The 20,962-nt window shown below is 70.8% G+C and carries 15 protein-coding genes and 1 pseudogene; 6 read left to right on the top strand and 10 right to left on the bottom strand.

Translation table 11 applies throughout. From position 1 onward, the window contains the following. Both R4I43_RS31835 and R4I43_RS31830 read right to left on the bottom strand, forming a co-directional pair. A pseudogene (locus tag R4I43_RS31835) lies at window positions 1–171 on the bottom strand (AMP-binding protein); the annotation flags it as partial. A 94-nt stretch (window positions 172–265) separates the two neighbouring features. Next, the gene (locus R4I43_RS31830) at window positions 266–1,183 is read right to left on the bottom strand and encodes a helix-turn-helix transcriptional regulator (protein WP_324269424.1); all 918 of its coding nucleotides are present in this window, start codon (window positions 1,181–1,183) and stop codon (window positions 266–268) included. A gap of 391 nt (window positions 1,184–1,574) precedes the next feature. Between R4I43_RS31830 and R4I43_RS31825 the strand changes: the two genes are divergently transcribed. Both R4I43_RS31825 and R4I43_RS31820 read left to right on the top strand, forming a co-directional pair. After that, window positions 1,575–3,953: a molybdopterin cofactor-binding domain-containing protein gene (locus R4I43_RS31825; RefSeq protein ID WP_324269423.1), complete on the top strand. Its 2,379-nt coding sequence runs from the start codon at window positions 1,575–1,577 to the stop codon at window positions 3,951–3,953. A gap of 10 nt (window positions 3,954–3,963) precedes the next feature. Next, window positions 3,964–4,440 (top strand): (2Fe-2S)-binding protein, encoded by a 477-nt coding sequence (locus R4I43_RS31820; RefSeq protein ID WP_324269422.1) that lies wholly within the window; start codon window positions 3,964–3,966, stop codon window positions 4,438–4,440. Window positions 4,441–4,652: 212 nt separating this feature from the next. Here R4I43_RS31820 and fdhD read toward each other — a convergent pair whose 3' ends face one another. The 6 genes from fdhD to R4I43_RS31790 form a co-directional block, all read right to left on the bottom strand. Then, on the bottom strand, window positions 4,653–5,498 hold the full coding sequence (gene fdhD, locus R4I43_RS31815) for a formate dehydrogenase accessory sulfurtransferase FdhD (protein ID WP_324269421.1): 846 nt from the start codon (window positions 5,496–5,498) through the stop codon (window positions 4,653–4,655). 25 nt (window positions 5,499–5,523) lie between these two features. Beyond that, complete coding sequence (locus R4I43_RS31810; protein WP_324269420.1) at window positions 5,524–7,815, bottom strand: FdhF/YdeP family oxidoreductase; 2,292 nt, start codon at window positions 7,813–7,815, stop codon at window positions 5,524–5,526. A 356-nt stretch (window positions 7,816–8,171) separates the two neighbouring features. Continuing rightward, complete coding sequence (locus tag R4I43_RS31805) at window positions 8,172–9,551, bottom strand: Nramp family divalent metal transporter (RefSeq protein ID WP_324269419.1); 1,380 nt, start codon at window positions 9,549–9,551, stop codon at window positions 8,172–8,174. Window positions 9,552–9,576: 25 nt separating this feature from the next. Further along, window positions 9,577–10,737: a sialidase family protein gene (locus tag R4I43_RS31800; RefSeq protein ID WP_324269418.1), complete on the bottom strand. Its 1,161-nt coding sequence runs from the start codon at window positions 10,735–10,737 to the stop codon at window positions 9,577–9,579. Beyond that, window positions 10,734–11,495 carry an HpcH/HpaI aldolase family protein gene (locus R4I43_RS31795; protein ID WP_324269417.1) on the bottom strand — a complete coding sequence of 254 codons (762 nt, stop codon included), beginning with the start codon at window positions 11,493–11,495 and terminating at the stop codon, window positions 10,734–10,736. Before R4I43_RS31795 ends, R4I43_RS31800 begins: the two co-directional genes overlap by 4 nt. A gap of 26 nt (window positions 11,496–11,521) precedes the next feature. Next, complete coding sequence (locus R4I43_RS31790) at window positions 11,522–12,505, bottom strand: aldo/keto reductase (RefSeq protein WP_324269416.1); 984 nt, start codon at window positions 12,503–12,505, stop codon at window positions 11,522–11,524. 114 nt (window positions 12,506–12,619) lie between these two features. On the opposite strand from R4I43_RS31790, the gene R4I43_RS31785 reads away from it, so the two are divergent. The 4 genes from R4I43_RS31785 to R4I43_RS31770 all read left to right on the top strand — a co-directional run bounded on the left by R4I43_RS31785 (window position 12,620) and on the right by R4I43_RS31770 (window position 18,575). After that, window positions 12,620–13,876 (top strand): four-carbon acid sugar kinase family protein, encoded by a 1,257-nt coding sequence (locus R4I43_RS31785; RefSeq protein WP_324269415.1) that lies wholly within the window; start codon window positions 12,620–12,622, stop codon window positions 13,874–13,876. Window positions 13,877–13,888: 12 nt separating this feature from the next. Continuing rightward, window positions 13,889–14,887, top strand: coding sequence for a 4-hydroxythreonine-4-phosphate dehydrogenase PdxA (pdxA, locus tag R4I43_RS31780; protein ID WP_324269414.1), 999 nt, complete (start codon window positions 13,889–13,891; stop codon window positions 14,885–14,887). A 20-nt stretch (window positions 14,888–14,907) separates the two neighbouring features. Then, entirely contained in the window at window positions 14,908–15,663 is a 756-nt protein-coding gene (locus R4I43_RS31775; RefSeq protein ID WP_324269413.1) for a DeoR/GlpR family DNA-binding transcription regulator, read from the top strand. A gap of 134 nt (window positions 15,664–15,797) precedes the next feature. Further along, window positions 15,798–18,575, top strand: a complete 2,778-nt coding sequence (locus tag R4I43_RS31770; RefSeq protein WP_324269412.1) for a hypothetical protein — start codon at window positions 15,798–15,800, stop codon at window positions 18,573–18,575. A 51-nt stretch (window positions 18,576–18,626) separates the two neighbouring features. Here the strand turns inward: R4I43_RS31770 and R4I43_RS31765 are convergent, their stop codons facing one another. Then, complete coding sequence (locus tag R4I43_RS31765; protein ID WP_324269411.1) at window positions 18,627–19,184, bottom strand: family 43 glycosylhydrolase; 558 nt, start codon at window positions 19,182–19,184, stop codon at window positions 18,627–18,629. Between the two features lie 590 nt (window positions 19,185–19,774). Further along, complete coding sequence (locus R4I43_RS31760; protein WP_324269410.1) at window positions 19,775–20,920, bottom strand: damage-control phosphatase ARMT1 family protein; 1,146 nt, start codon at window positions 20,918–20,920, stop codon at window positions 19,775–19,777. Between the last annotated feature and the right edge of the window lie 42 nt (window positions 20,921–20,962).

Here is a 20,962-nt window from a genome sequence, read left to right as displayed (position 1 = left end):
GACGTCGGCGACGAACTCCCGGTAGCTCCAGCGCCTGCCCGTTTCGCACTCCACCAGCGCGTCGCGGTCCGGGAACCGCGCCGCGGTGCGGTCCAGGTTCGCGCCGATCGTGTCGCCCAGCAGCGGCGTGTCAGAGGTACCGGACGAATAAGAGATCTCGACCGCAGGCACGGCGTCCTCCCGGCAGGTGGCGTGGGCTGGTGACCGCACACAGTAGGGATTCCGCGCTCGCCGCGTTACACCCGAATTGGGGTAGGCCCTCCGGTCACGGCAGCAGCCAGGCCGAGCGGGCCCGCACCACGGCTTCGTGGCGGGTGTGCGCACCGAGCCTGCGCATGGCGGTGCGCAGGTAGGCCTTCACGGTTTCCGGTGCGAGGGAGAGCCTTTCGGCCACCTCGGCGTTGGTGCAGCCCAGCGCCACCTGGGCGAGCACGTCGATCTCCCGGCGCGACAGCTGGAAGTCCGGCGGCGGCCCGGTCTCCCCCGAGCGCAGATCGGCGAGCCGCTTGGCGACGTCGTACATCCGGGACCGCAGGTCCGAGTCCTGCAGCGATCCGGCGATGGCGCACAGCTCGGAGTGCACCGAGCGCAGTTCCTCCAGGTTCGCGACGTCGGGCACCTCGGGCCTGCGCGTGGCCGCGATCGTCTCGGCCATCGACAACCGCCGGTCGACCTCGTCCCGCACGGCCAGCTCGGCTGCGAGCCGACGTCCTGCCAGGACCAGCGAATCGCGCGCCCGGTCGCCGACGGTGACGCGCTGGCGGATCGCCCCGTAGAGCACGGCGCGGCACTTCCCGCGCACCCGCACCGGCACGGCCAGCACCGCCGACAGCCGCTCCGCCTTCACCGGGCCGTCGTAGTCGTGGGTGATGTGCCGCGCGGCGCCGTAGTCGGCGACGCCGATCGGCCTGCCGAAGGCCAGCGCCTGGCCGCCGAGCCCCTTGCCCTCGTGCACTTCCAGGTTCTGGATGCGACCGGTGTGCGTGCCGAAGCACTCGGTGAGCCGGACGCTGCCGCTGGCGACCTCGCCGCCGAAGGCGACCGGGAAGTCCAACTCCGTTGACACCGAGCGCAATTCGGCGCGCAGCGCGTCACGATCGTTCGGGCGCAGGCGGGTTCCGCCGCCTGCCCGGCCGTCGGGCCCCCGCATCACGGCGCCGTCGCCGCCTCCGCTGCCGGCCATAGTGTCCGTCCTCCATTGGCTGATCGGCGCGTTCCGGTCCGTGCCGAAGACACTTGCCACACCGTCGTGGCGTTGAGTTGCAAGACTATACCGGCCATTTGGGCTCTGAACCGATTCTCCGCGCGCGCGGCACCCCCGGACACCCCATTTCGGGGGCGGCTGTTCGGGTGATCTCCGATCACCCCACGTGATCGGACTTCGCTTCCTCGGCCCGCTGACCACGGGAGATCCGGTTCGTCTCGCGTCGCGCGGTTCGTCACGCGCCGGACACCCCATCTCGGGGGTATTGGAAGCGCAACCCGGTCCTGCAACATGTCTCGCCAACCGACTCACACCCGGCGAGACCACGACACCACTCCCGAACTGACCCGCCGTCGAAAGGTTGAGCCCCATGCGATCTCGTCGCACGGAAACCACGCCGGACACCTCCGGCGCCAACGCCCCCAGCAGACGCCGATTCCTGGGGTACCTGCTGGCGGCACCGACGCTGGTGGCCGCTGCCGAGCTCGGCGGCGGATCGGTGTTCGGCCCGTCCGCTGCCGCCGCCGAAACCGGCGCGGGCTTACCACCGACACCGCAGGTCGCCGACCACGTCGACCTCACCGACGGGCTCGTCTACGCCGCCCGCCCCACCGCCAACCTCATCGCGATCCAGCTCAACGAGGACGGCTCCGCGTCGTTCGCGCTGCACCGCACGGAGGTCGGGCAGGGCCTGACCACGGCGATCGCGATGCTCATCGCCGAGGAACTCGAACTCCCGCTGGAGAAGGTGCACATCACCCTCTCCGACGCCCGCCCCGAGCTGGCGTTCAACCAGCTCACCGGCGGTTCTGCCTCGATCAGCGCGCTGTACTGGCCGGTCCGGACCGCCGCGGCGGTCGCCAAGGGCAAGCTGCTGGAGGCCGCCGGGCACGTGCTCGGCGAGCAGGCCGACCTGCTCACCGCCAAGCTCGGCACGATCACCTCCGCGACGGGCGGCGCGATCCCCTACGGCGACCTGGTGCACAAGGCCGCCAGCGACACCACTCAGAAGGTGGAGGTGGAGCTCAAGCCGGAGTCGGAGTTCCGCATCGTCGGCGAGCGGACCCGGCGCATCGACGCGCTGGACGCCGTGACCGGGCGCAAGCAGTTCACCACCGACCTGAAGGTGCCCGACGCCAAGCCGACGATGGTGTGCCGGCCGCCGACGATCAACGGCACCGTGCGCGGGGTCAACAACCTCGACCAGGTGCGCACCATGCCCGGCATCACCGACGTCGTGCCGATCAGCAGCGGCGTCGCCGTCCGCGGCGAGACCTTCGGGCAGTGCATCGACGCGGTCAACGCGCTGGACGTCTCGTGGGGCCCGGGCCCGGTGGACGGCGAATCCGACGCGACGGTCGAGAAGAAGCTCAAGGCCGCGACACCACCCCCGGTGATCCCGCCGACGCCGCAGACCAAGACGCTGGAGCGGCAGTACACCTTCGCCTTCGTCAACGGCAGCGCGCTCGGGGTCAACTCGGCGATCGCCGACGTCCGCGCCGACAAGGCCGAGATCTGGTCGACCGTCAAGGTCCCGATCGTCGCTCAGGCCGCGATCGCCTCCGAACTGGGACTCGCGCAATCGCAGGTCACGATGCACGTGGTTCCCGGTGGCGGGTCGTTCGGCCGGTGCCTGTTCCACGACGCCGCCTCCGAGGCCGCCGAGATCTCCCAGAAGATCGGCAAGCCGGTCAAGCTGATGTGGCACCGCGCCGACGACTGCAGGCAGGGCCGGGTGCACCCGATGTCGGTGGGCACGATCCGGGCGTCGTTCACCGACGACGTGATCAGCCTGGAGCAGCACCTCGCGGGCGTGCGCACCGACTTCAGCCACGGCTTCGGCGAGGCGCTGACCTCCACGGCGAGCCGGTTGCCGCTGGCCGGCTACTCGATCTCCGAGGTCATCTTCACGCTGACCACGCCGTCGCTGTACAACTTCGGCGTCACCAAGACGCTGCTGACCGAGACCCACCAGTCGCCGTCGAACAACCAGAAGCGCGGCGGGTTCAACACCGGCAGCACGCGCAACGTGTACTCGCCGGACGTGGCGACCACGCGGGAGCTGTTCGTCGACGAGCTCGCCGAGGCGATGGGCATGGACCCGTACAGCTTCCGGCGCAAGTACGTCAAGAACGACAAGCTGCTGAAGGTCCTGGACAAGGCCGCCGAGGTGGGCGGATGGGGTCAGCCCACGCCGGAGGGCGTCGGGCACGGCATCGCGCTGCACCACGAGTACAAGAACACGATGGCCTGCTTCGTGGAGATCGACTGCCGGCCGGAGACCGTCAACCGCCCGATCCGCGACGGTGTCACGGGTCCGCGCGTGACGCGGGGCGTGCTGGTCACGCTGCCCGGGCACATCGTGGTCAACCCGCTCGGGCTCGAGGCGATGATGCAGGGCGGGTTCATCGACGGCTTCGCCCAGGCCCTGACCGCCAGCGTGCACCTCAACCAGGGGGCGATCGCCGAGGCCAGCTGGGACAACTTCTTCTACTGCAGGCAGTGGAACCTGCCGTTCGAGTTCACCCCGGTGATCCTGCCCGCCGAGGAGAGCGAGATGCCCTCCGGCGGCGGCGAGATGGGTGTCGCGCCCGCCTTCGCGGCCACGGCCTGCGCCTACCGGGCGGCGACCGGCAAGACCCCGACGCACTTCCCCATCAACCACAACGACCCGCTCGCCTTCGAGCCCTACCCGCACGTCCCACCGCTGCCCCCATCACCCACCAACGGCCTGGACTACGCCTACTAGAGGAGGCAGGATGCCGACGCACACCTTCAAGCTCAACGGCAAAGAGATCACCGTGGAGGCCGAGGACGACGTCCGGTTGTTGTGGGTGATCCGCGACCTGCTCGGTGTGACCGGACCGAAGTACGGCTGCGGGATCAACGTCTGCAAGGCCTGCACCAGCCACATCAACGGCAAGGCGTTCAACCCGTGCGCGGTGCAGGTCAAGGACATCGAGCCGACCGACGAGATCACCACGATCGAGGGCCTGCCGGCCACCGTCGGCGAGGACCTGCACCCGATGCAGGAGGCCTGGCTGGACCACGACGTCGTCCAGTGCGGCTACTGCCAGCCGGGCCAGATCATGGCTGCGGTGGCCAAGGTCAAGCAGGCCAGGGCCAAGGGCCGCGACCTCACCGACGCCGACATCGAGGAGATCCGCAACGTCTGCCGCTGCGGCACGTACTTCCGGATCCGAGACGCGATCAAGGACGGCGCCCCCCGGATGTAGCCCCCGCGGGGAGTCTATTTCCGCGCGAATTTCCGCGCCTCAACGCGGGCCTCGAACTTCGCGCGAAATTCGACCACTGCCCCGTCCGCGACGCGCGGGACATCTCCACGGCCGGAGCGTCGTGCCTGGTCAGGGCGCTGGGGCCAGGTTTCGCGCTGGGTTGGATCGGCTCCGGTGGGTCACATTTCGCGCGAAATGTGAATCCGGCCCGGTCAGGACGGTTGCGGTGCTGCGCGAGGGGTCAGCCGTTCCGCTCCGGTGTAGACGTTCATCGAGTCGCCGCGGAGGAAGCCGACGAGAGTGAGGCCTGCGTCGGCAGCGAGTTCGGCGGCCAGCGACGACGGGGCCGACACCGCCGCCAAGGCGGGGATCCCGGCCATGACGGCCTTCTGGACGAGCTCGAACGAGGCCCGCCCGCTGACCATCAGCACCGTCTCGCGCAGCGGCAGCCGGTCCGAGCGCAGCGCGTCGCCGATGACCTTGTCCACCGCGTTGTGCCGCCCCACGTCCTCCCGGACGCTGATGAGCTCGCCGTCGGCGGTGAACAGCCCGGCCGCGTGCAGACCCCCGGTGCTGTCGAACACCCGCTGCGCCTCCCGCAGCCTGTCCGGCAGCACCCGCAGCACCTCGGGATCGAGCCGCAGCGGGTCGTCGGCGACCGGCCATGTCGTCACGGTGCGCACCGCGTCGAGGCTCGCCTTGCCGCACAGCCCGCACGACGAGGTGGTGTAGAAGTTGCGCTCCAGCGAGGTGTCCGGCGGGGCCACGCCGGCGGCGGGCACGACGTCGACCACGTTGTAGGTGTTGGATCCGTCCTCGGCCGTCCCCAGGCAGTAGCGGATCCCGGCGAGGTCGGCGGCCTGGTGCACCACTCCCTCGCTGACCAGGAACCCGGCCGCGAGGTCGAAGTCGTGCCCCGGCGTGCGCATGGTGACCGTCAGCGCCCGCCCGCCGACGCGGATCTCCATCGGTTCCTCGGCGGCGAGGGTGTCGGGCCGCTGCGACCGGGCGTCGCCGCGAATCCGCAGCACCGGCCGCCGCACGGTGACTCGTCCCATCGGCGTTCCTTCCTCGCGAGAAGCATCAGCCCTGGTCGGACGCCGGTTCCAGCCGCACGATGACGCCCTTGGAGGTCGGCGTGTTGCTGACGTCGGCGACGCTGTCCAGCGGGACCAGCACGTTGGTCTCCGGGTAGTAGGCGGCCGCCGAACCCCGCGCCGCCGGGTAGGACACGACCCGGAAGTTCGGCGCGCGCCGTTCGACACCGTCGTGCCAGACGCTGACCAGGTCCACCAGAGCGCGGTCGGTGAGCCCGAGCGCCTCGACGTCGGCCGGGTTGACCAGCACGACCCGGCGGGCGTCGTGGATGCCGCGGTAGCGGTCGTCCATCGCGTACGGGATGGTGTTCCACTGGTCGTGGGACCGCAGCGACTGCAGCACGAGGTAGCCCTCGGGCGCGTCCAGCCACTCGAACTCGTTGGCGCTGAACACGGCCTTGCCGCTGGGCGTGCGGAACTCGCCGCTGTTGACGGGGTTGGGCAGCTGGAACCCGGCGGGATCGGCCACGCGCCGGTTGAAGTCCTCAAACCCGGGCACCACGCGCGAGATCCGGTCGCGGATCGCGTCGTAGTTCGCCTCGAACTCCTCCCACGGGAGGTCGGGCTCGTCCCCCAGCACCCGGCGGGCCAGGCGGGCCAGGATCGCGACCTCGCTGAGCAGCGCGTCCGACGCCGGTTCGAGCCGGCCGTAGGAGGCGTGCACCATGCTCATCGAGTCCTCGACGGTGACGAACTGCTCCACGCCGTTCTGCACGTCCCGGTCGCTGCGCCCCAGAGTGGGCAGGATCAGGGCGGTTTCGCCGCACACGGTGTGGGACCGGTTGAGCTTGGTGGAGATGTGCGCGGTCACCCGGCACTGCCGCATCGCCTTCTCGGTGACCTCGCTGTCGGGGGTGGCGCGGACGAAGTTGCCCGCCACGCCGAGGAAGAACCGCGCGCGGCCGTCGAGCATGGCGCGGATGGAGTCCACCGAGTCCCAGCCGTGCTCGCTGGGCGGGGTGAAGCCGAATTCGCGCTCCAGCGAGTCCAAGAAGGGCTGCGGGACGCGCTCCCAGATCCCCATCGTGCGGTCGCCCTGCACGTTGCTGTGCCCGCGCACCGGGCACACGCCGGCGCCGGGTTTGCCGATGTTGCCGCGCAGCATCAGGAAGTTGACGACCTCGCGGATGGTGGCCACGCCGTGCTTCTGCTGGGTCAGCCCCATCGCCCAGCAGGCGATGACGCTGCTGCTGGCCAGGACCCGGTCGCGCACCTGCTCGATCTCGGTGCGGGTGAGCCCGGTCGCGGCGTGCACCTGGTCCCAGGACAGCTCGCGCGCCTGCCGGGCGAACTCCTCGAACCCGGTGGTGTGGGCGCGGATGAACTCGTGGTCCAGGACGGTGCCGGGGGCGGCGTCCTCGGCTTCCAGCAGCAGCAGGTTCAGCGCCTTGAACAGCGCCAGGTCACCGCCGGGCCGGATCTGCAGGAACTGGTCGGTGATCTCGGTCCCGCGCCCGAGGACGCCGCGGACCTTCTGCGGGTTCTTGAACCGCATCAGCCCGGCCTCGGGCAGCGGGTTCACCGCGACGACCTCGCCGCCGTTGTGCTTGGCGCGCTCCAGGGCGGTGAGCATGCGCGGGTGGTTGGTGCCCGGGTTCTGGCCGATGACGAAGATCAGGTCGGAGTGGTGCAGGTCGTCCAGGCTGACGCTGCCCTTGCCGATGCCGAGGGTCTCCTGCATGGCCGAGCCGCTGGACTCGTGGCACATGTTGCTGCAGTCGGGCAGGTTGTTGGTGCCGAAGGCGCGCGCGAACAGCTGCAGCAGGAAGGCGGCTTCGTTGTTGAGCCGGCCGGAGGTGTAGAACAGCGCCTCGCTCGGCGAGTCCAGCGAGCGCAGCTCCGCGGCGAGCAGGTCGAGGGCGTCGTCCCAGCTGATCGGTTCGTAGAAGTCGGAGTCCGAGCGCTTGACCATCGGCTCGGTCAGGCGTCCCTGCTGGTTGAGCCAGTAGTCGGACTTCTCGTCCAGTTCGGACACCGAGTGCTGCCGGAAGAACTCGCGGGTGATGCGCTTGGAGGTCGCCTCGTCGTTGACGTGCTTGGCGCCGTTCTCGCAGTACTCGTTCATCGGCCGGTGCTGGGGGTCCGGGTCCGGCCACGCGCATCCCGGGCAGTCGATCCCCTTGCCCTGGTTGAGGTTGAGCAGCGTCAGCGCGGTCCGCCTCGGCGAGGTCTGGCTGAGCGAGTACTGCAACGCGTGCGCGACGGCGGGGGCACCAGTGGCCCACGTCTTCGGCGCGGTGACCTTCAGGTCGTCGCTCGGGTCTTGCATCCCACTCATGCTGTGGCCGTTCCCCTGTTCGTAGCTCGCGCGCCGGTGCGCCGCCGAATGCCGACGATCGCCAGCCTTGGCCGCCCACGAGGTGAAGTCAAAGAACCCATGCCTATGGGTTGATAAACAGCAGTTTCCAACACCGGCGACAAGGCTCCCACTACATCAAAACCGCAGGTGAGACGCCCTGTCGGGCTTTCTCGGGCGGAATCGGAACCGCACCGGATGTGCCTAGGATCACTCCCGTTCCCGACACGCCGAATTGCTCCGCGAACAACGGACCGTTGGGTTTCGCCTAATTGTTTTCGCCCCGGACCGCTGCTGGGGGGGCCCCGGCCGACCCGGGGCCCGCGAAGCGTTCGAACTCATCCTGCGAGGGTGCCCGCGATGCTGGTGCACAGTTCGTAGGTGGCCCACAGACCGACTCCGCCGATGAGGGCGAGGACCGTGGTCTCCCACCACTTGTTGGCGTAGCCCTCGATCATCAGGGACCGCTTCGTGGTCATCACGATCAGACCGACGATGATCATGGGCACGGTCAGCACGTTCACCGAGTTGCCGAGCAGGGTGATGATGACCATGCCGGGCATCCCGGGCAGCGAGAACACGATCGGCACGACCATGATCACGGTGAGGATGATCCAGAACAGCCGGTCGTAGGAGAACGCGTCCTTGTCCGCCACCCCGGCCAGGTCCCGTTCGGCGCGAAGTCGCGCCAACCGCTCCGGGCGCGACTTGTGCAGCGATTCCACGAACATCCGCACGAACACGCGCGGCTGGGTGACGATGTTGTTGAACACCGTGAAGAAGATCGCCAGCCACATGATCGGCGGCCCCGCCGGGCCGATGGCCTTCTCCATCATGCTCGCCAAGCCGTCTGCCGAGGACACGCTTTCCCCGGTGCCGTGCAGGGTTTCGGCCGCGACGACCCACACCGCCAGGACGAGGGCGAACATCACGAAGCTGCCGAACCGCAGGTCCAGGCGCTGCAGCTTGAGGAATCCGGCGCCGCGCCAGCCCTTCTCGTGCATCAGGTACGGGTAGAGCAGGTTGGCCGCCGATCCGCCGACCGCGCCGATGAGACCGACCGCGGTGCTCGCCGCGGTGATGTAGCCGGCTTCGCCCGGGGGCATCTCGAACAGCAGCCCGCCGAACAGCTTGGGCAGGTCCAGGCCGGTGCCGATCAGCGCCAGCAGGAAGCAGACCACGAGCACGGCCATCGTGATCTGCGCGACGATCTCCAGCCCGCGGAAGTGCCCCTTCCGCCGAGAGGCCAGCGCGTAGGCCACGACGGTGGTGACCACCGCCCACAGCGGAATCCCCCAGCTGCCCAGCGGCAGCACCGGCCGGAACAGCGCGTCGAGCGCGGTCGCCGCGGCCAGGGTCAGGAAGGAGACGTAGACGAACCCGAGCACGCAGGTGGTCGCCCCGATGAACATCGGGAAGCCCTTCCACACCCGGCCGTAGCCGTCGAGGATCGTCTCGTCGCCGACCGCGTTGCACAGCTGGTACTTCGACATCGACGAGACGATGAAGTACCGCGAGATGGTGGCGACCACCAGCGTCCAGATCAGCGCGTAGCCGAAGGTGGAGCCGGAGACCGAGGCGCTGATGAAGTCGCCGGTGCCCAGCCAGGACATCACCACCACGATGCCCGGCCCCATGCTCCGCAGGAAGCCGGACCAGGTCTCGGGTGGGCCGGCTTGGGTCACCGCCTGGGTTTTCGCGTTGAGTTCACTAGACATGGCTGCTCCATTGCGAGGCCGAAGGTCAGCCGCCGAACCACGCTGGCGTCACGCGAACGTGCTTGATGGCCCGGCGGAAGTGGGTGAAGGCGACGTGCAGATCGCCGTCGTCGGTCTGGGTGATCGAGGGGTAGGACAGCTCGCGGTTGAGCCCGTCCCGGGAGTTGTTGGTCAGGCAGTAGCCGTCGCCGACCTCGACGTCGCGGCGCACCGGCCAGCTGCGCCCGCCGTCGGCGGACAGGGCGACGGTCAGCGGTGCGCGCGGGGCGCCCCAGAACGCGGTTCCGGGCGGTTGTTCCTGCACCGCACCGGGTTCGGCGATGGAGTCGCCGTCGATCTCGTCGTAGAGGGAGGCGCGGCGCTGCGTGGCGTCGGCGGCGCTGCTGTGGTTGTAGGCCAGCGCGAGCCGCCCGTCCCGCAGCGCGGTGACCTGGATCGACGAGTTGTTGTTGGGCAGCTCGGTCGGCTCGGGCTCGCTCCAGGTGATGCCATCGCCGGACCGGCTGGCGAAGATCGCGTCGGCCTGGCGGCGCCGGAACAGCGCGAGCAGCCCGCCCTCGGCCAGCGGCACGACGTTCATGTGCACGCAGCCCGTGCTGCCCGGGACGTCGTGGTGCGACCAGGTGGCGCCCCGGTCGTCGGAGACCAGGACCGCGCTGGTGTCCTCGTCGCCTCGCCACCGGCCGGTCGCCGGGCGCACGCAGTGGAACACCGGGAGCACCCAGCGGCCGGACTCCAGCACCACGACGGGCTGGCGGATGAACACACCACCGGTGTCCGAGGCGGGCGCGAGGGTGCGCGGAGCGCTCCAGGTGCGTCCCTCGTCGCCGGAGACGGTCAGCCGCACCTCGGCGGTGTCCTGGTTCCCCGAGAGCTGCGCGGTGTAGAGCAACCAGAGCTCACCACCGGGGGTGGGGAACAGCACCGGGTTCTGCTCCGAGCGCTCCGGGTCCGCGGAGACCTGGACCGGCTCGCTCCAGCGCCCCTCCCCGTCGAGGCGGGCGAACCAGACGTCGATGTCCGAGAGCCCTTCCTGCGTGCCCGCGAACCAGGCGCAGCCGAGCTCCCCGCTGGGCAGCGGCATGAGGTTGGCGGCGTGGGACTGCGCGGTGCCCGCGCTCAGGTGGGTCTCGTGGCGGCCGGGCTCGACCGCGCGGAGCACGCCGTCGGCGATCACGTCGGTCATCGCTGCACCGCCTCCAGGTGTTCGCCCGCCGCCCGCTCCAGGTGGACCAGGTCGCAGGCCACGCTGGCGAAGGTGTAGCCCTGCTCCAGCCTGCGGGCGGCGGTGGCGCCGTCGGGTGTGTGGATGCCGGCCGCGACGCCCGCTTCGCCGGCCGCCTGCTGGATGTCGGCCACGGCCTGCTCGAACTCGTCCGCCACGGCCGGGTCGCCCGGGAACGCTCCGCCGACGGCCAGGCACAGGTCCGAGGGGCCCACGTAGACGCCGTCGACGCCCTCGGTAGCGCAGATCTCGCGGACGTTGGCCAGCCCCTGCGGCGTTTCGATCATCGCCAGCAGCACGGTGCTCTCGTCGGCCTCGGCCGGGCGCGGGCCGATCCGCAGCCCCGAGCGCATCGGCCCGTAGGAGCGCCGGCCGCGCGGCGGGTACCGGGTGGCGGCCACGGCGGCGCGGGCGTCCTCGGCGGAGTCGACCAGCGGCACGATGACCCCGCCCGCACCGGCGTCGAGCGCGCGTCCGATCGCGGCCGGGTCGTTGGCCTCCACCCGGGTCAGGCCGACGGACCTGCCTCCGGCGTCGATGGCCATCATGGCGTTGAGCAGGCCGGAGTAGCCGAGCAGGCCGTGCTGGGCGTCGACCGCGACGTAGTCGTAGCCGAGCCGGGCGATGCGTTCGGTGCCGATCGGGTTGTCGAGCACGACCCAGTAGCCGACGGCTTTCTCGCGGGCGCGCAGCTTGCGCGCGAATTCCGCTGCGGACACGGGGAATTCCTTTCGTTCGCGGCGATTCAGCGGTTGTAGGCGGGCATCGGGCCGCGCAGGAACGCCCCGACGGCGTCGCAGGCCTCGACCACGTCCGGCGGGAGCGGCCCGGCACCGAGCGCCGCGATGTTGGCGCGCAGCTGCTCGACCTTGGATCCGCCGAGCAGGACGGCCGAGGTGGCGGGCTTGCTGAGCACCCAGCGCAGGGAGAGCTCGACCAGCGGGATCCCGGCGTTGTCGGCGATGGCGCCGAGCCGTTCGATGGCGTCGAAGAGCCGCTCGTCCCAGTAGCGCTTCCGGTACATCTCGGCGAGCCGCGAGTCGGCGAAGCGGCCGGAGGACGGGTCGCGCTCGAAGCTGTGCCTGCCGGTGAGCAGCCCTCCGGCCAGCGGGTTGTAGACCATCGTCAGCAGGCCCGACACCTCGGCGAACTCGACGTACTCCTCCTCGACCCGGCGGGCCAGCAGGTTGTGGAGCTGCTGGGCGATGACCGGGCGCGGCGCGCCCACCTCGTCGGCCACGTGGTTGAGCTCGGCGATCTGCCAGGCCGCGAAGTTCGAGACGCCGAGCGCACCGATCTTGCCCTCGGCGATGAGGCTCGCGATCGTGGCGAGCGTGTCGGTCAGCGAGGCCGCCCGGTCGGGCTGGTGCAGGTAGAACAGGTCGATCCGCTCCACGCCGAGCCGGGACAGGCTCCCGTCGACGCTGGCGCGCAGTCCCGTCGGGGACAGCGGCGAGTGCTCGCCGGCGTCCGGGTGCGGCATGCCCGCCTTGGTGGCCAGCGAGATGCGGTCGCGGCGGGAGGGCAGGAGCCGGCCGAGGATGCGCTCGGTCTCGCCGCCCGCGTACCCGTTGGCGGTGTCCACCGCGGTGATGCCCGCGTCGAGCGCGGTGTCGAGCATCGTCGCGGCTCCGGCGGCATCGACGGTGTCGCCGAACGTCATCGTCCCGAGCACGAGGGACGACATGGGCACCTCGACGCCGGGCACCTCCAAACGCGGAACGGTCATGCGGGAACTCCTCGGGGAACGGCGTCGGCCACCCGGCCTCGTTACGTGGGTCACCCTTGCAGGATTGCGCGTTTCGCGCAATAGCTATGGCGCGAAACGCGCAAGACCGCTAGCGTGGCGACCACGCCGCACGCCGAGCCGCGGTCGAGCGACGTGACCGCAGCGAGCTACCGCGAGGAGCTGAACTTGCTGAAAAGAGGGCTACTCGTGCTGGCCGACGACCTGTCCGGCGCCGTGGAGACGGCGGCCTGCCTGCCGCTGCCCGGGCAGCCCGCGACCGTGGAGCTCGCGGGGAAGGATTTCGCTCCACTTGCGCACAACACGCAATCCGTGGTTGTGATGGACCTCGACAACCGCGCGGTCTCGGCCGCCGAGGCGAGCCGCACCACCGACGCCGCGCTGCGCGCTGCGGGAGACCGGCAGGTCTTCGTCAAGATCGATTCCCAGCTGCGCGGCAACGTCGCGGCGGTGCTGGCGGCCGCTGCGGCCCGGCCGCTGGTGGTCGCACCGGCACTGCCCGCGCTGGGCCGGACCGTGGTGGGCGGCGTCGCGCACCTGCGCGGCGTTCCGCTGCACCGCTCGACCGGGTGGCAGGCCGAGGACGCGGACCCGCCGCGCAGCATCGCCGAGGCCCTCGCGCCGCTCCCCTGCCGCAGCATCCCGCTGGCGACCGTGCGTTCGCCGTCGTTGCGCGACGCGTTGGCCGAAAGCCTCGCCGCGGGCGAAGTTCCGGTCTGCGACGGTGTCACCGACGCCGACCTGGACGCCGTGGTGGCCGCGGTTCCCGAGGGGGCGAGACTGGCCGGAGCCGGCGGACTGGCCGCAGCCGTGGGACGCGCGGCCTCGGCGGCAGAAGGCGAAAACCGGGTCGAGCCAACCGGAAACCCGCTGCTGCTGGTGATCGGGACGGCCGCGCCCGAGGCCGCCGAGCAGCTGCGGGTCGCCGAGCTGCGCGGAACGCGCATCGTCGGGTGCGGCACCGCTGACCTGCTCGGTCGCGGCACCAGCGAGTCCGCCCTCTCCCGGGCGCTCGTCGCGCTCGAACGCGGACCGACCGCGCTGACCATCGCCCCCGGCGATCCGATCGAACCCGGCCGGTCGCGGGACCTGGTGCGGGGGCTGGCCTCCACCGCAGCACGCGTCGTCGAACGCCAGCCCGGCCCGGTCGACCTCGTCCTCACCGGCGGGGAAACCGCGCGGCTGGTCCTCGACGAGCTCGGGGTGCGCACCCTGACTCCGGTCGGCCAGATCCACCACGGCGCGGTGCGCAGCCGCACGCCCGCCGGCACCTCCGTCGTGACCCGCCCTGGCAGCTTCGGCGAGTCCGACAGCCTCGCCGAGATCATCGAACACCTCCGCCCCCAGGATTGAAAGGTTGACGAAGTGAACAGTGCCTCCTCCACTCCCGTGATCGCCGTGACGATGGGCCACGGGGCCGGCGGCGCCCCCGCGGACCCCGTCGGGGCGCTCCTCGACGAGGCCACCACCAGCCGGTGCCGTCCCGTCGTCATCGGCGACGCCGCCCGGCTGCGGAAGGCCGCCGGGATCCTCGGAGCCGACGCCGAGGTGGTCGCGGTCGACTCCGTCGACGGCGCGGTCTTCGCCCCGGGCCGGATCAACGTCATCGACCTCGGCCTGCTGCCCGCCGACCTGCCGTGGGGAGCGGTCTCACCGGTCGCCGGTGACGCCGCCTACCACTACGTCCGGGTGGCCAGCGAACTCGCGACCAGCGGTGCGGCGCAGGCCATCTGCACCGCGCCGCTGAACAAGGAGGCGCTGCACGCGGCCGGGCACATCTTCCCAGGGCACACCGAGCTGCTCGCGCACCTGACCGGCACCGAGGAGGTGTCGATGATGCTGGCCACCCCGGCGATGAAGGTCATCCACGTGACCACCCACATCGGACTGGTCGACGCGGTCGCCGCCATCGAGCCCGGCCTCGTCGAGCGCACCGTGCGCCGCGGTGACCGCACGCTGCGCGACTCCGGCGTCGAGTCCCCGCGCATCGGCGTCTGCGGCATCAACCCGCACGCCGGGGAGAACGGCCTGTTCGGCTACGGCGAGGAGGACGACAAGATCGTCCCCGCCCTGGAGGTGCTGCGCGCCGACGGCATCGACGCCCAGGGCCCGCTGCCCGCCGACACCGCGTTCTTCCTTGCCACGCGCGGGGAGTACGACCTCATCGTCGCGATGTACCACGACCAGGGCCACGGTCCGGTGAAGGTCCTGGGCATCGAGACCGGCGTGAACATCACGGTCGGCCTGCCGGTCATCCGCACCTCGGTCGACCACGGCACGGCCTTCGACATCGCCGGAACCGGCAAGGCCAGCGCCGACAGCATGGTCGAGGCGATCCGCCAGGCCACCGACCTGTGCGCGTGAACCGCGCGGGAGGGAACGCGATGCCGCGCGGAGCGCGCGAACGCCGGGCGGCGATCCTCCAGCTGGCCGGCAGTTCCGGGTTGACCAGCGTCGAGGAGCTGTCGACGACGTTCGGGGTGACCGCCTCGACGATCCGGCGCGACCTGGCCCAGCTGCAGGCCGCCGGACGGCTCGCCCGGACCTACGGCGGTGCGATGCCGCTGCAGCACGAGGCGTCGCTGCGGCAGCGCAACGGCGAGGCGACCGAGGCCAAGCGCGCCATCGCCCGCTGGGCCGCGGACCAGGTCCAGCCCGCCGAGACGATCCTGCTGGACTCCGGCAGCACCACCACCGCGCTCGCCCGCGAGCTGGCGCACCGCAGCGACCTGACGGTGGTGACCACGTCGATCACCGTGCTGCACGAGCTCGCCCACGCCGACCTCCAGGTCGAGTGCTTGGGCGGCGCGTTGCGGCAGCTCAGCCAGGGGTTCGTCGGTCCGCTGACCGAGGTCGCCCTGCAACGCCGGACGTTCGACCGGGCGTTCCTCGGCGCCGACGGCGTCACCGCCGAGCACGGCATCTGCGAGGCCGACCTGGAGCAAACCCGCCTCAAGGAGCTCATGGCCGGTCGAGCCGAGCAGGTCTACGTCCTGGTCCACGCCGACAAGCTCGGCCAACGCCCCTTCCGGGCGCACACCCCGCTGGATCCTCGCTGGACGCTGGTCACCGACGACTCGGCCGATCCCGCGACCGCGGCCCAGTTCCACGCCCGCGGCCTCGACCTCGTCGTCGCCTGATTCACGCCGGGTCCAGCAGGACGAGAAGGGTTCTCGGTGCCGCCGAAGCGGTGATCTTGATTGTCACGGCGCTCGCGGCGCCGCTACGCTCGTCGTTCTTTGTCCGCTATTCGCGCAATGTGGGGATTGGGCCGATGAGCAGTGGACTCGGGGTGCGCGAACACGACGGCACGACGCCGTTACCGCTGTTCCACGGCGTGGTGAACGTGCTGGAGCTCATCCGCGCGCTGTACCGGCGCCGCTCCGAGGGCCGCGACTCCAAGCACCCGGCGAACAGCGGCGGACTTCCGATGTTGTGCCTGGTCAGGTCGCGGGAGCAGGAGGACCTGCTGCCGGCGATCGCCGAGCGGCTCAAGAGCGCTGAACCGCACCGCGTCCCGCACGCCCACCTCCGGCTCGAGCCCGCCACGACCGATCCTGGGGACGCGCAGGCCACGCTCCCGCCGCCCGAGGTCGACACGATTCGCGGACTGCTCGCCGAGATCGCCGAACAGCTCAACGGACCGCTCAACGCCCAGGCCGGGCGCATGCGCTTCCCCCGGTTCAGCCTCGCGCTGTGGCTGATGCGGCAGGACCTGTCCGGCACCGAGATCCCCAGGCGGGAAGCGGAACTGCGGAAGCGGCTGTGGCGCCGCGACCCGGCCCAGCGGATCTCCGAGCTGATCAACGCCAACACCGCCGACGCGCCGGACCGGACGGTCTGGTCGGTGCTCAAGGTGCTCGCCGTCCTGCCGTGGCTGTGGTTCCAGCTCAAGGTGCACTGGCGGCTGCCGCTGCCGGGCGGGTACCGGTGGTTCCGCCGCCAGAGCTACCTCGCCCCCGAGGTTCCCGGGAACTTCCTGGGTTTCGCCGAGCGCCTCACCGAGAACGAGTGGAACAAGGAGGTTCCCGAGCAGGTCGCGAAATTCCTGATCAACACCCTGCTGGAGGACCTCCGCCGCTCGTACCGCCGCTTCCCGTGGCGCCTGCGCGGGAAGTGGCGCACGACTTACACGACCGTGCTGCTGGACAACGTCACCCGCTCCAACGGCGGGTACGCGCTGCTGAAGATGGTCAACGACATCCGCAACGAGACCGGGCTGGTCGATCCGCTGCTGCTGATCACCACGAGTTCGCTGGTGCCGCCGCACGCGGTCGAGCCCACGGTCGACAACGTCCAGGACGTCGTGTGCCAGGCGCACGAGGCCGACCGGGAGGGTTATCGCGCGTGGCGGCACAAGCTCGCCGAAGCGCGGCGGGCGCGCCGGGACATGACCTGGTACCTGCCGGTCGAGATCCCGGCCGCGGCGGCCGAGGAATCCCGGCGGAGCGAGATCCGGCGGCACCTGGCCGCCACCGACAAGTACCGGCTGGACTCGCCGCCGTGGTGGTCGCAGCGCGCGGTTCCGGCCGCCCTGCTGCTGGCCCTGGCCGGCGCCGGGATCTTCGGCTACTACTCGTGGGGCGTCGAGCGCTGCGGGGTCCCGTTCCAGGCGCCGTGGACGTGGCTCGGCTCGTCCCCCGAGCTCGGTCACCTGGAGGCGGTGGGAGCGGAGTGCGTCGGCGTCACCGACGGTTCCCACCTGGACGCCTTCATCGACGCGACCCTGCCCGGCCAGACCCGCCAGGCCCAGGAGGGCGCGCGCCCGATGACCTCCGGGCTGCGGGCCATCGGCGAGGCGATCGCGCAGGAGAACGAGGCGGCGCTCGAAACCGGGCGCGCGACGGGACGACCGGTCTTGACGCTGGTCTACCTCGGTGACCTGTCCCCGGGCACGGACGCGTTCAACCTCGCGGCGCAGCACGAGACGCTCGCCGGCATCGCGGTGGCCCAGCGGGACCAGAACGCCGGCACGGACACGCCGCTGGCGCGGATCGTCATCGCCAACGGCGGCAAGGACATGGAGCGCGGCGAGCACGTCGTGCGCAACCACATCGCGCCGCTGGCCGCGCAGGATGCGGGCATCATCGGCGTGATCGGCCTGAACTACAGCCGCCAGGAGACCTTCCGGGTGATCAGGGACTTGGGCGAGGCGGGTCTGCCGACCGTGGCCTCCACCCTCTCCTACGACCACGTGCCGCAGTACTCGCCGCTGTACTTCCAGGTCTCGCCGCAGAACCGGACGCAGGCGCGGCGTGCCGTGGAGTTCGCCGACCAGCGCGGATTCACCCAGCACGCCAGGATCTACCGCAACGAGCGGGATCCGTACAGCACCAACCTCGCCGAGGACGTGGCGGCCGAGTTCCGCGGCAGGCATCCCGGCCGCACGACCGAGTGGCTGGCCGCCGAACCGCACGTCGCCGGTCGCGAGGCGTGCCTGGCGGGTCCCGACGAGCTGGTGTACTACGCCGGGCGGGGCGCGGACTTCCGCGTGTTCCTGGACGGGGTGGGCGCCAGCTGCCCGAACGATCCGCCGATGATCCTCGGCAGCGACGACGTGGGCAGCCACGTCGCCAACCGGGAGGCACGCTCCGCGAAGCTGGGCATCCCGTACTTCTTCCAGTCGTTCGCGGTCGCACCCAGCACACCGGAACCCGACGACCCGCGCGGGAACGGCCTGGACAGCGCCGCGCTGAACTTCTACTGCAAGCTCAACGGCTTCCTGGCGGGACCGGCGGTCCAGGACCAGTGCCCGCCCCGAGCCGGTGACCTGTCGCTGGACGGGCACGCCGCGCTCGCCCACGACGCGACCAGCGTCCTGCTCAGAGCGGCGAACCAGCTCCACCGGGGCGGCCCGATTCCGATCAACGCGGGCACCGTGTGGCGGCAGATCAACGCCGACCAGCACAACACGGAGAAGGACCTGCCCTCGAAGTACGGCCTGGCCACCGGCCAGATCGACTTCGGCAGCGACACCAACAACCGCGTCCCGAAGGACAAGATGGTCTGGACGCTGCACGTCGACGCCACCGGCCAGGTCACCGTCCCGTAGGACCTGCCTCGACCCGGCCGGTGGCGTCGAACCCGCGCACGGCGGCGCTGCTCAGGCTCGGCGCTCGACGTAGAGGCGGTTGCCCTTCGGGCCGGTCCACTCGACGCGGACGATGCCCGGGACCGCGGCGTTGGGGTCGTCCTTCCAGCGGCCCGCGACCGGGTTGCGGAAGAACGTGGCCCACAGCTGCCCGTCGGCGTCGGCGAACAGGTTGTTGTGGCCCGCGCCGATGCCCGCGGTCCAGCGCTGGGAGTACGGGCCCTCGAACCTGTCCGCGACCGCGATGATCGCGTCGTACTGGTCCTTCTCACCGTCGGGCGTGTACGCGTGCCGGACCTCGCCGTCCGGTGTGGTCGTCTTCTTGTTCCAGGCAGCGTGCACGAGGTAGTACTTGCCCTCGTGCTTGAGCACGTGCGCGCCTTCGAGGTAGGGCTCGGGCTCGTAGCGGGTCTGCTCGAACCGCGGGAGCTCGGTCTTCTGGACGATGTCCTCCATGTCGTCCTGGAACTCGGTGTAGAGGTCGTTGTGCAGCACCAGCCACGCCTTGTCGCCTTCGACGTGCATGCCGCCGTCGATGTGGTAGTAGACCTTCGGGTCGACGCTCTCCACGGCCCGTCCAGCGAGTCGGCGATCCACACGAAGATGCCGTCGTTCCACCGCTGCGCGGTCTCGCCCGCAGCACGGGTGGTGCCGGTGGCGACGTAGACGGTTTTGCCGTCGACCACGAAGCGGTTGACGTAGGTGTCGCGGATCCAGACCCGGCCCAGTTCCTCGTCCCTCGGGCGGGTTTCGAGTTCCAGGATCCGCGAGTTGTCATCGCGGGGTTCCAGGTCCTTCCGCGTGTCGGCGTTGCCGTAGGGCTCCACCGGAGGCCAGTTCGGCGGGTACTCCTGCTGCGGCGACACGCCCTCCGCCCATCCGCCGACGGGCAGGACGGCCGCCACCCCCAGTGCACCGGCGGTCCCGAGCAGCACGGACCGCCGGCTCAAGCCGGTTTCGAACCCGGACATCGAGAAGCTCCTCTTCGTAGCGCACCACATGATCTGACCGACATGCCCCCAGCCGGTCGCTGATCGACGCTACAGCGCTTTCCGCACGACGCCCCGGAAATCGTCGCCCCTCGCGCGAATCGCTTCGCGGTCAGATCAGCGGATGTTGCGCACGAGTGATCGGCGCCACAACGAATTCCCGGGGTCGTCCTAGGCCCTGGTCTGGATGAGGGCGTGGGAGCCCTGGGTTCGCCAAGCTTGGCCTTCGGCGTCCAGCGAGGACACGGTCGCGGCGGGCAGGCCCACGACGACCTCGGACTTGAGCACCCGCAGGGTGGCCACCGGTCCCGGGAAGTGCGAGACGACGTCGGCGAACGGCGTGGTCGCGGGCCAGTGCCGGTCCCCGACGAGCCGCCGGTAGTTGAGGTCGCCCTTGAAGATCGTGACCGCTGCCGAGGCGAACTCGGCGCGCAGGTCGTCCGGCATCTCGCCGAACTCCTTCGGCGCGCAGAAGAACCGGTGCGCCCGGACCGCGATCCGCCCGTCGCGCAACGCTTCCTCGACGCGGCGGCCGATCTCACCCGCCTCGCCGGGCGATCCGGTGAGGCGGTGCAGGACTTCGAGCACGTCGGTGGGCGTGGCGTCGGAGACGTAGTAGGGCGTCGGCTTGACGTGCAGGACGACGTGAGCGGCGCGTCCGGTGGTGAGCAGCCGGTCGATGAGAACGAGGTCGGCGGCGAGCTCACCCGCGGCGTTGTCGGCGACGAGGTGGACCTCGCCCGGCTCCGCGAACAGCGACCAGAACTCCTCCGGCGAGCCGGTGACCAGGCCGGACGTGGTTCCGCTGGCGTCGGTGGACAGCTGGAAGGCCAGGTCGGCCTGGTTGCCCCACACGGCGGCCGCCACCGCGGCGGCGTCCCGGTCCGCATCGGCGAGGCCCGGCAGCGCGTCCAGGGCCTTGAGCGTCTCGGCGGTGGCCGCGCTGCTGAGCTCTGCGCGCTTCATCGGCGCGAACGGGTCCACGCCGCGCCACGGGCCCGGGGCGAAGTAGCCGGTCGCGGCCAGCAGCTTCCGGAAGAAGTAGCTCTCCGCCCACAGGAACGACATCTCCGACCACGGCCGACCCAGCTGCCCAGCGGTCCAGGCCGTCCAGACGTCGTGGTCCGGCGCGTCCTCGTCCAGCGCTGCGACGACTCCTCCGGTCGTCTCCTCCAGCAGCGCCGACAGCGCATCGCGCACGTCGGGCCCGAACGGGTGCGCCGCGCGGAGCCGCTCGATCATCACCGGGTGGCGTTCGTGGAACACCCGCCACCCGAAGGACCCCGGTTCATCGATGCTGATCAACGGCGCGTCCACGGTCTCCTCCTCCAGCTCACGTGCGACGGGCCGATTCGATCA

Source organism: Saccharopolyspora mangrovi, assembly GCF_035320975.1.
In the GTDB taxonomy this organism is placed as follows: Bacteria; Actinomycetota; Actinomycetes; order Mycobacteriales; family Pseudonocardiaceae; genus Saccharopolyspora; species Saccharopolyspora mangrovi.
Note: the sequence above shows the minus strand (reverse complement) of the source record. Positions and strands in the feature narration are given on the sequence as shown.

Bases quoted from the DNA above. Each gene is read 5' to 3' on its own strand.
- R4I43_RS31830 (WP_324269424.1), bottom strand. From the start codon at position 1,183: ATGGCCGGCAGCGGAGGCGGCGACGGCGCCGTGATGCGGGGGCCCGAC.
- R4I43_RS31825 (WP_324269423.1), top strand. From the start codon at position 1,575: ATGCGATCTCGTCGCACGGAAACCACGCCGGACACCTCCGGCGCCAAC.
- R4I43_RS31820 (WP_324269422.1), top strand. From the start codon at position 3,964: ATGCCGACGCACACCTTCAAGCTCAACGGCAAAGAGATCACCGTGGAG.
- fdhD (WP_324269421.1), bottom strand. From the start codon at position 5,498: ATGGGACGAGTCACCGTGCGGCGGCCGGTGCTGCGGATTCGCGGCGAC.
- R4I43_RS31810 (WP_324269420.1), bottom strand. From the start codon at position 7,815: ATGAGTGGGATGCAAGACCCGAGCGACGACCTGAAGGTCACCGCGCCG.
- R4I43_RS31805 (WP_324269419.1), bottom strand. From the start codon at position 9,551: ATGTCTAGTGAACTCAACGCGAAAACCCAGGCGGTGACCCAAGCCGGC.
- R4I43_RS31800 (WP_324269418.1), bottom strand. From the start codon at position 10,737: ATGACCGACGTGATCGCCGACGGCGTGCTCCGCGCGGTCGAGCCCGGC.
- R4I43_RS31790 (WP_324269416.1), bottom strand. From the start codon at position 12,505: ATGACCGTTCCGCGTTTGGAGGTGCCCGGCGTCGAGGTGCCCATGTCG.
- R4I43_RS31775 (WP_324269413.1), top strand. From the start codon at position 14,908: ATGCCGCGCGGAGCGCGCGAACGCCGGGCGGCGATCCTCCAGCTGGCC.
- R4I43_RS31770 (WP_324269412.1), top strand. From the start codon at position 15,798: ATGAGCAGTGGACTCGGGGTGCGCGAACACGACGGCACGACGCCGTTA.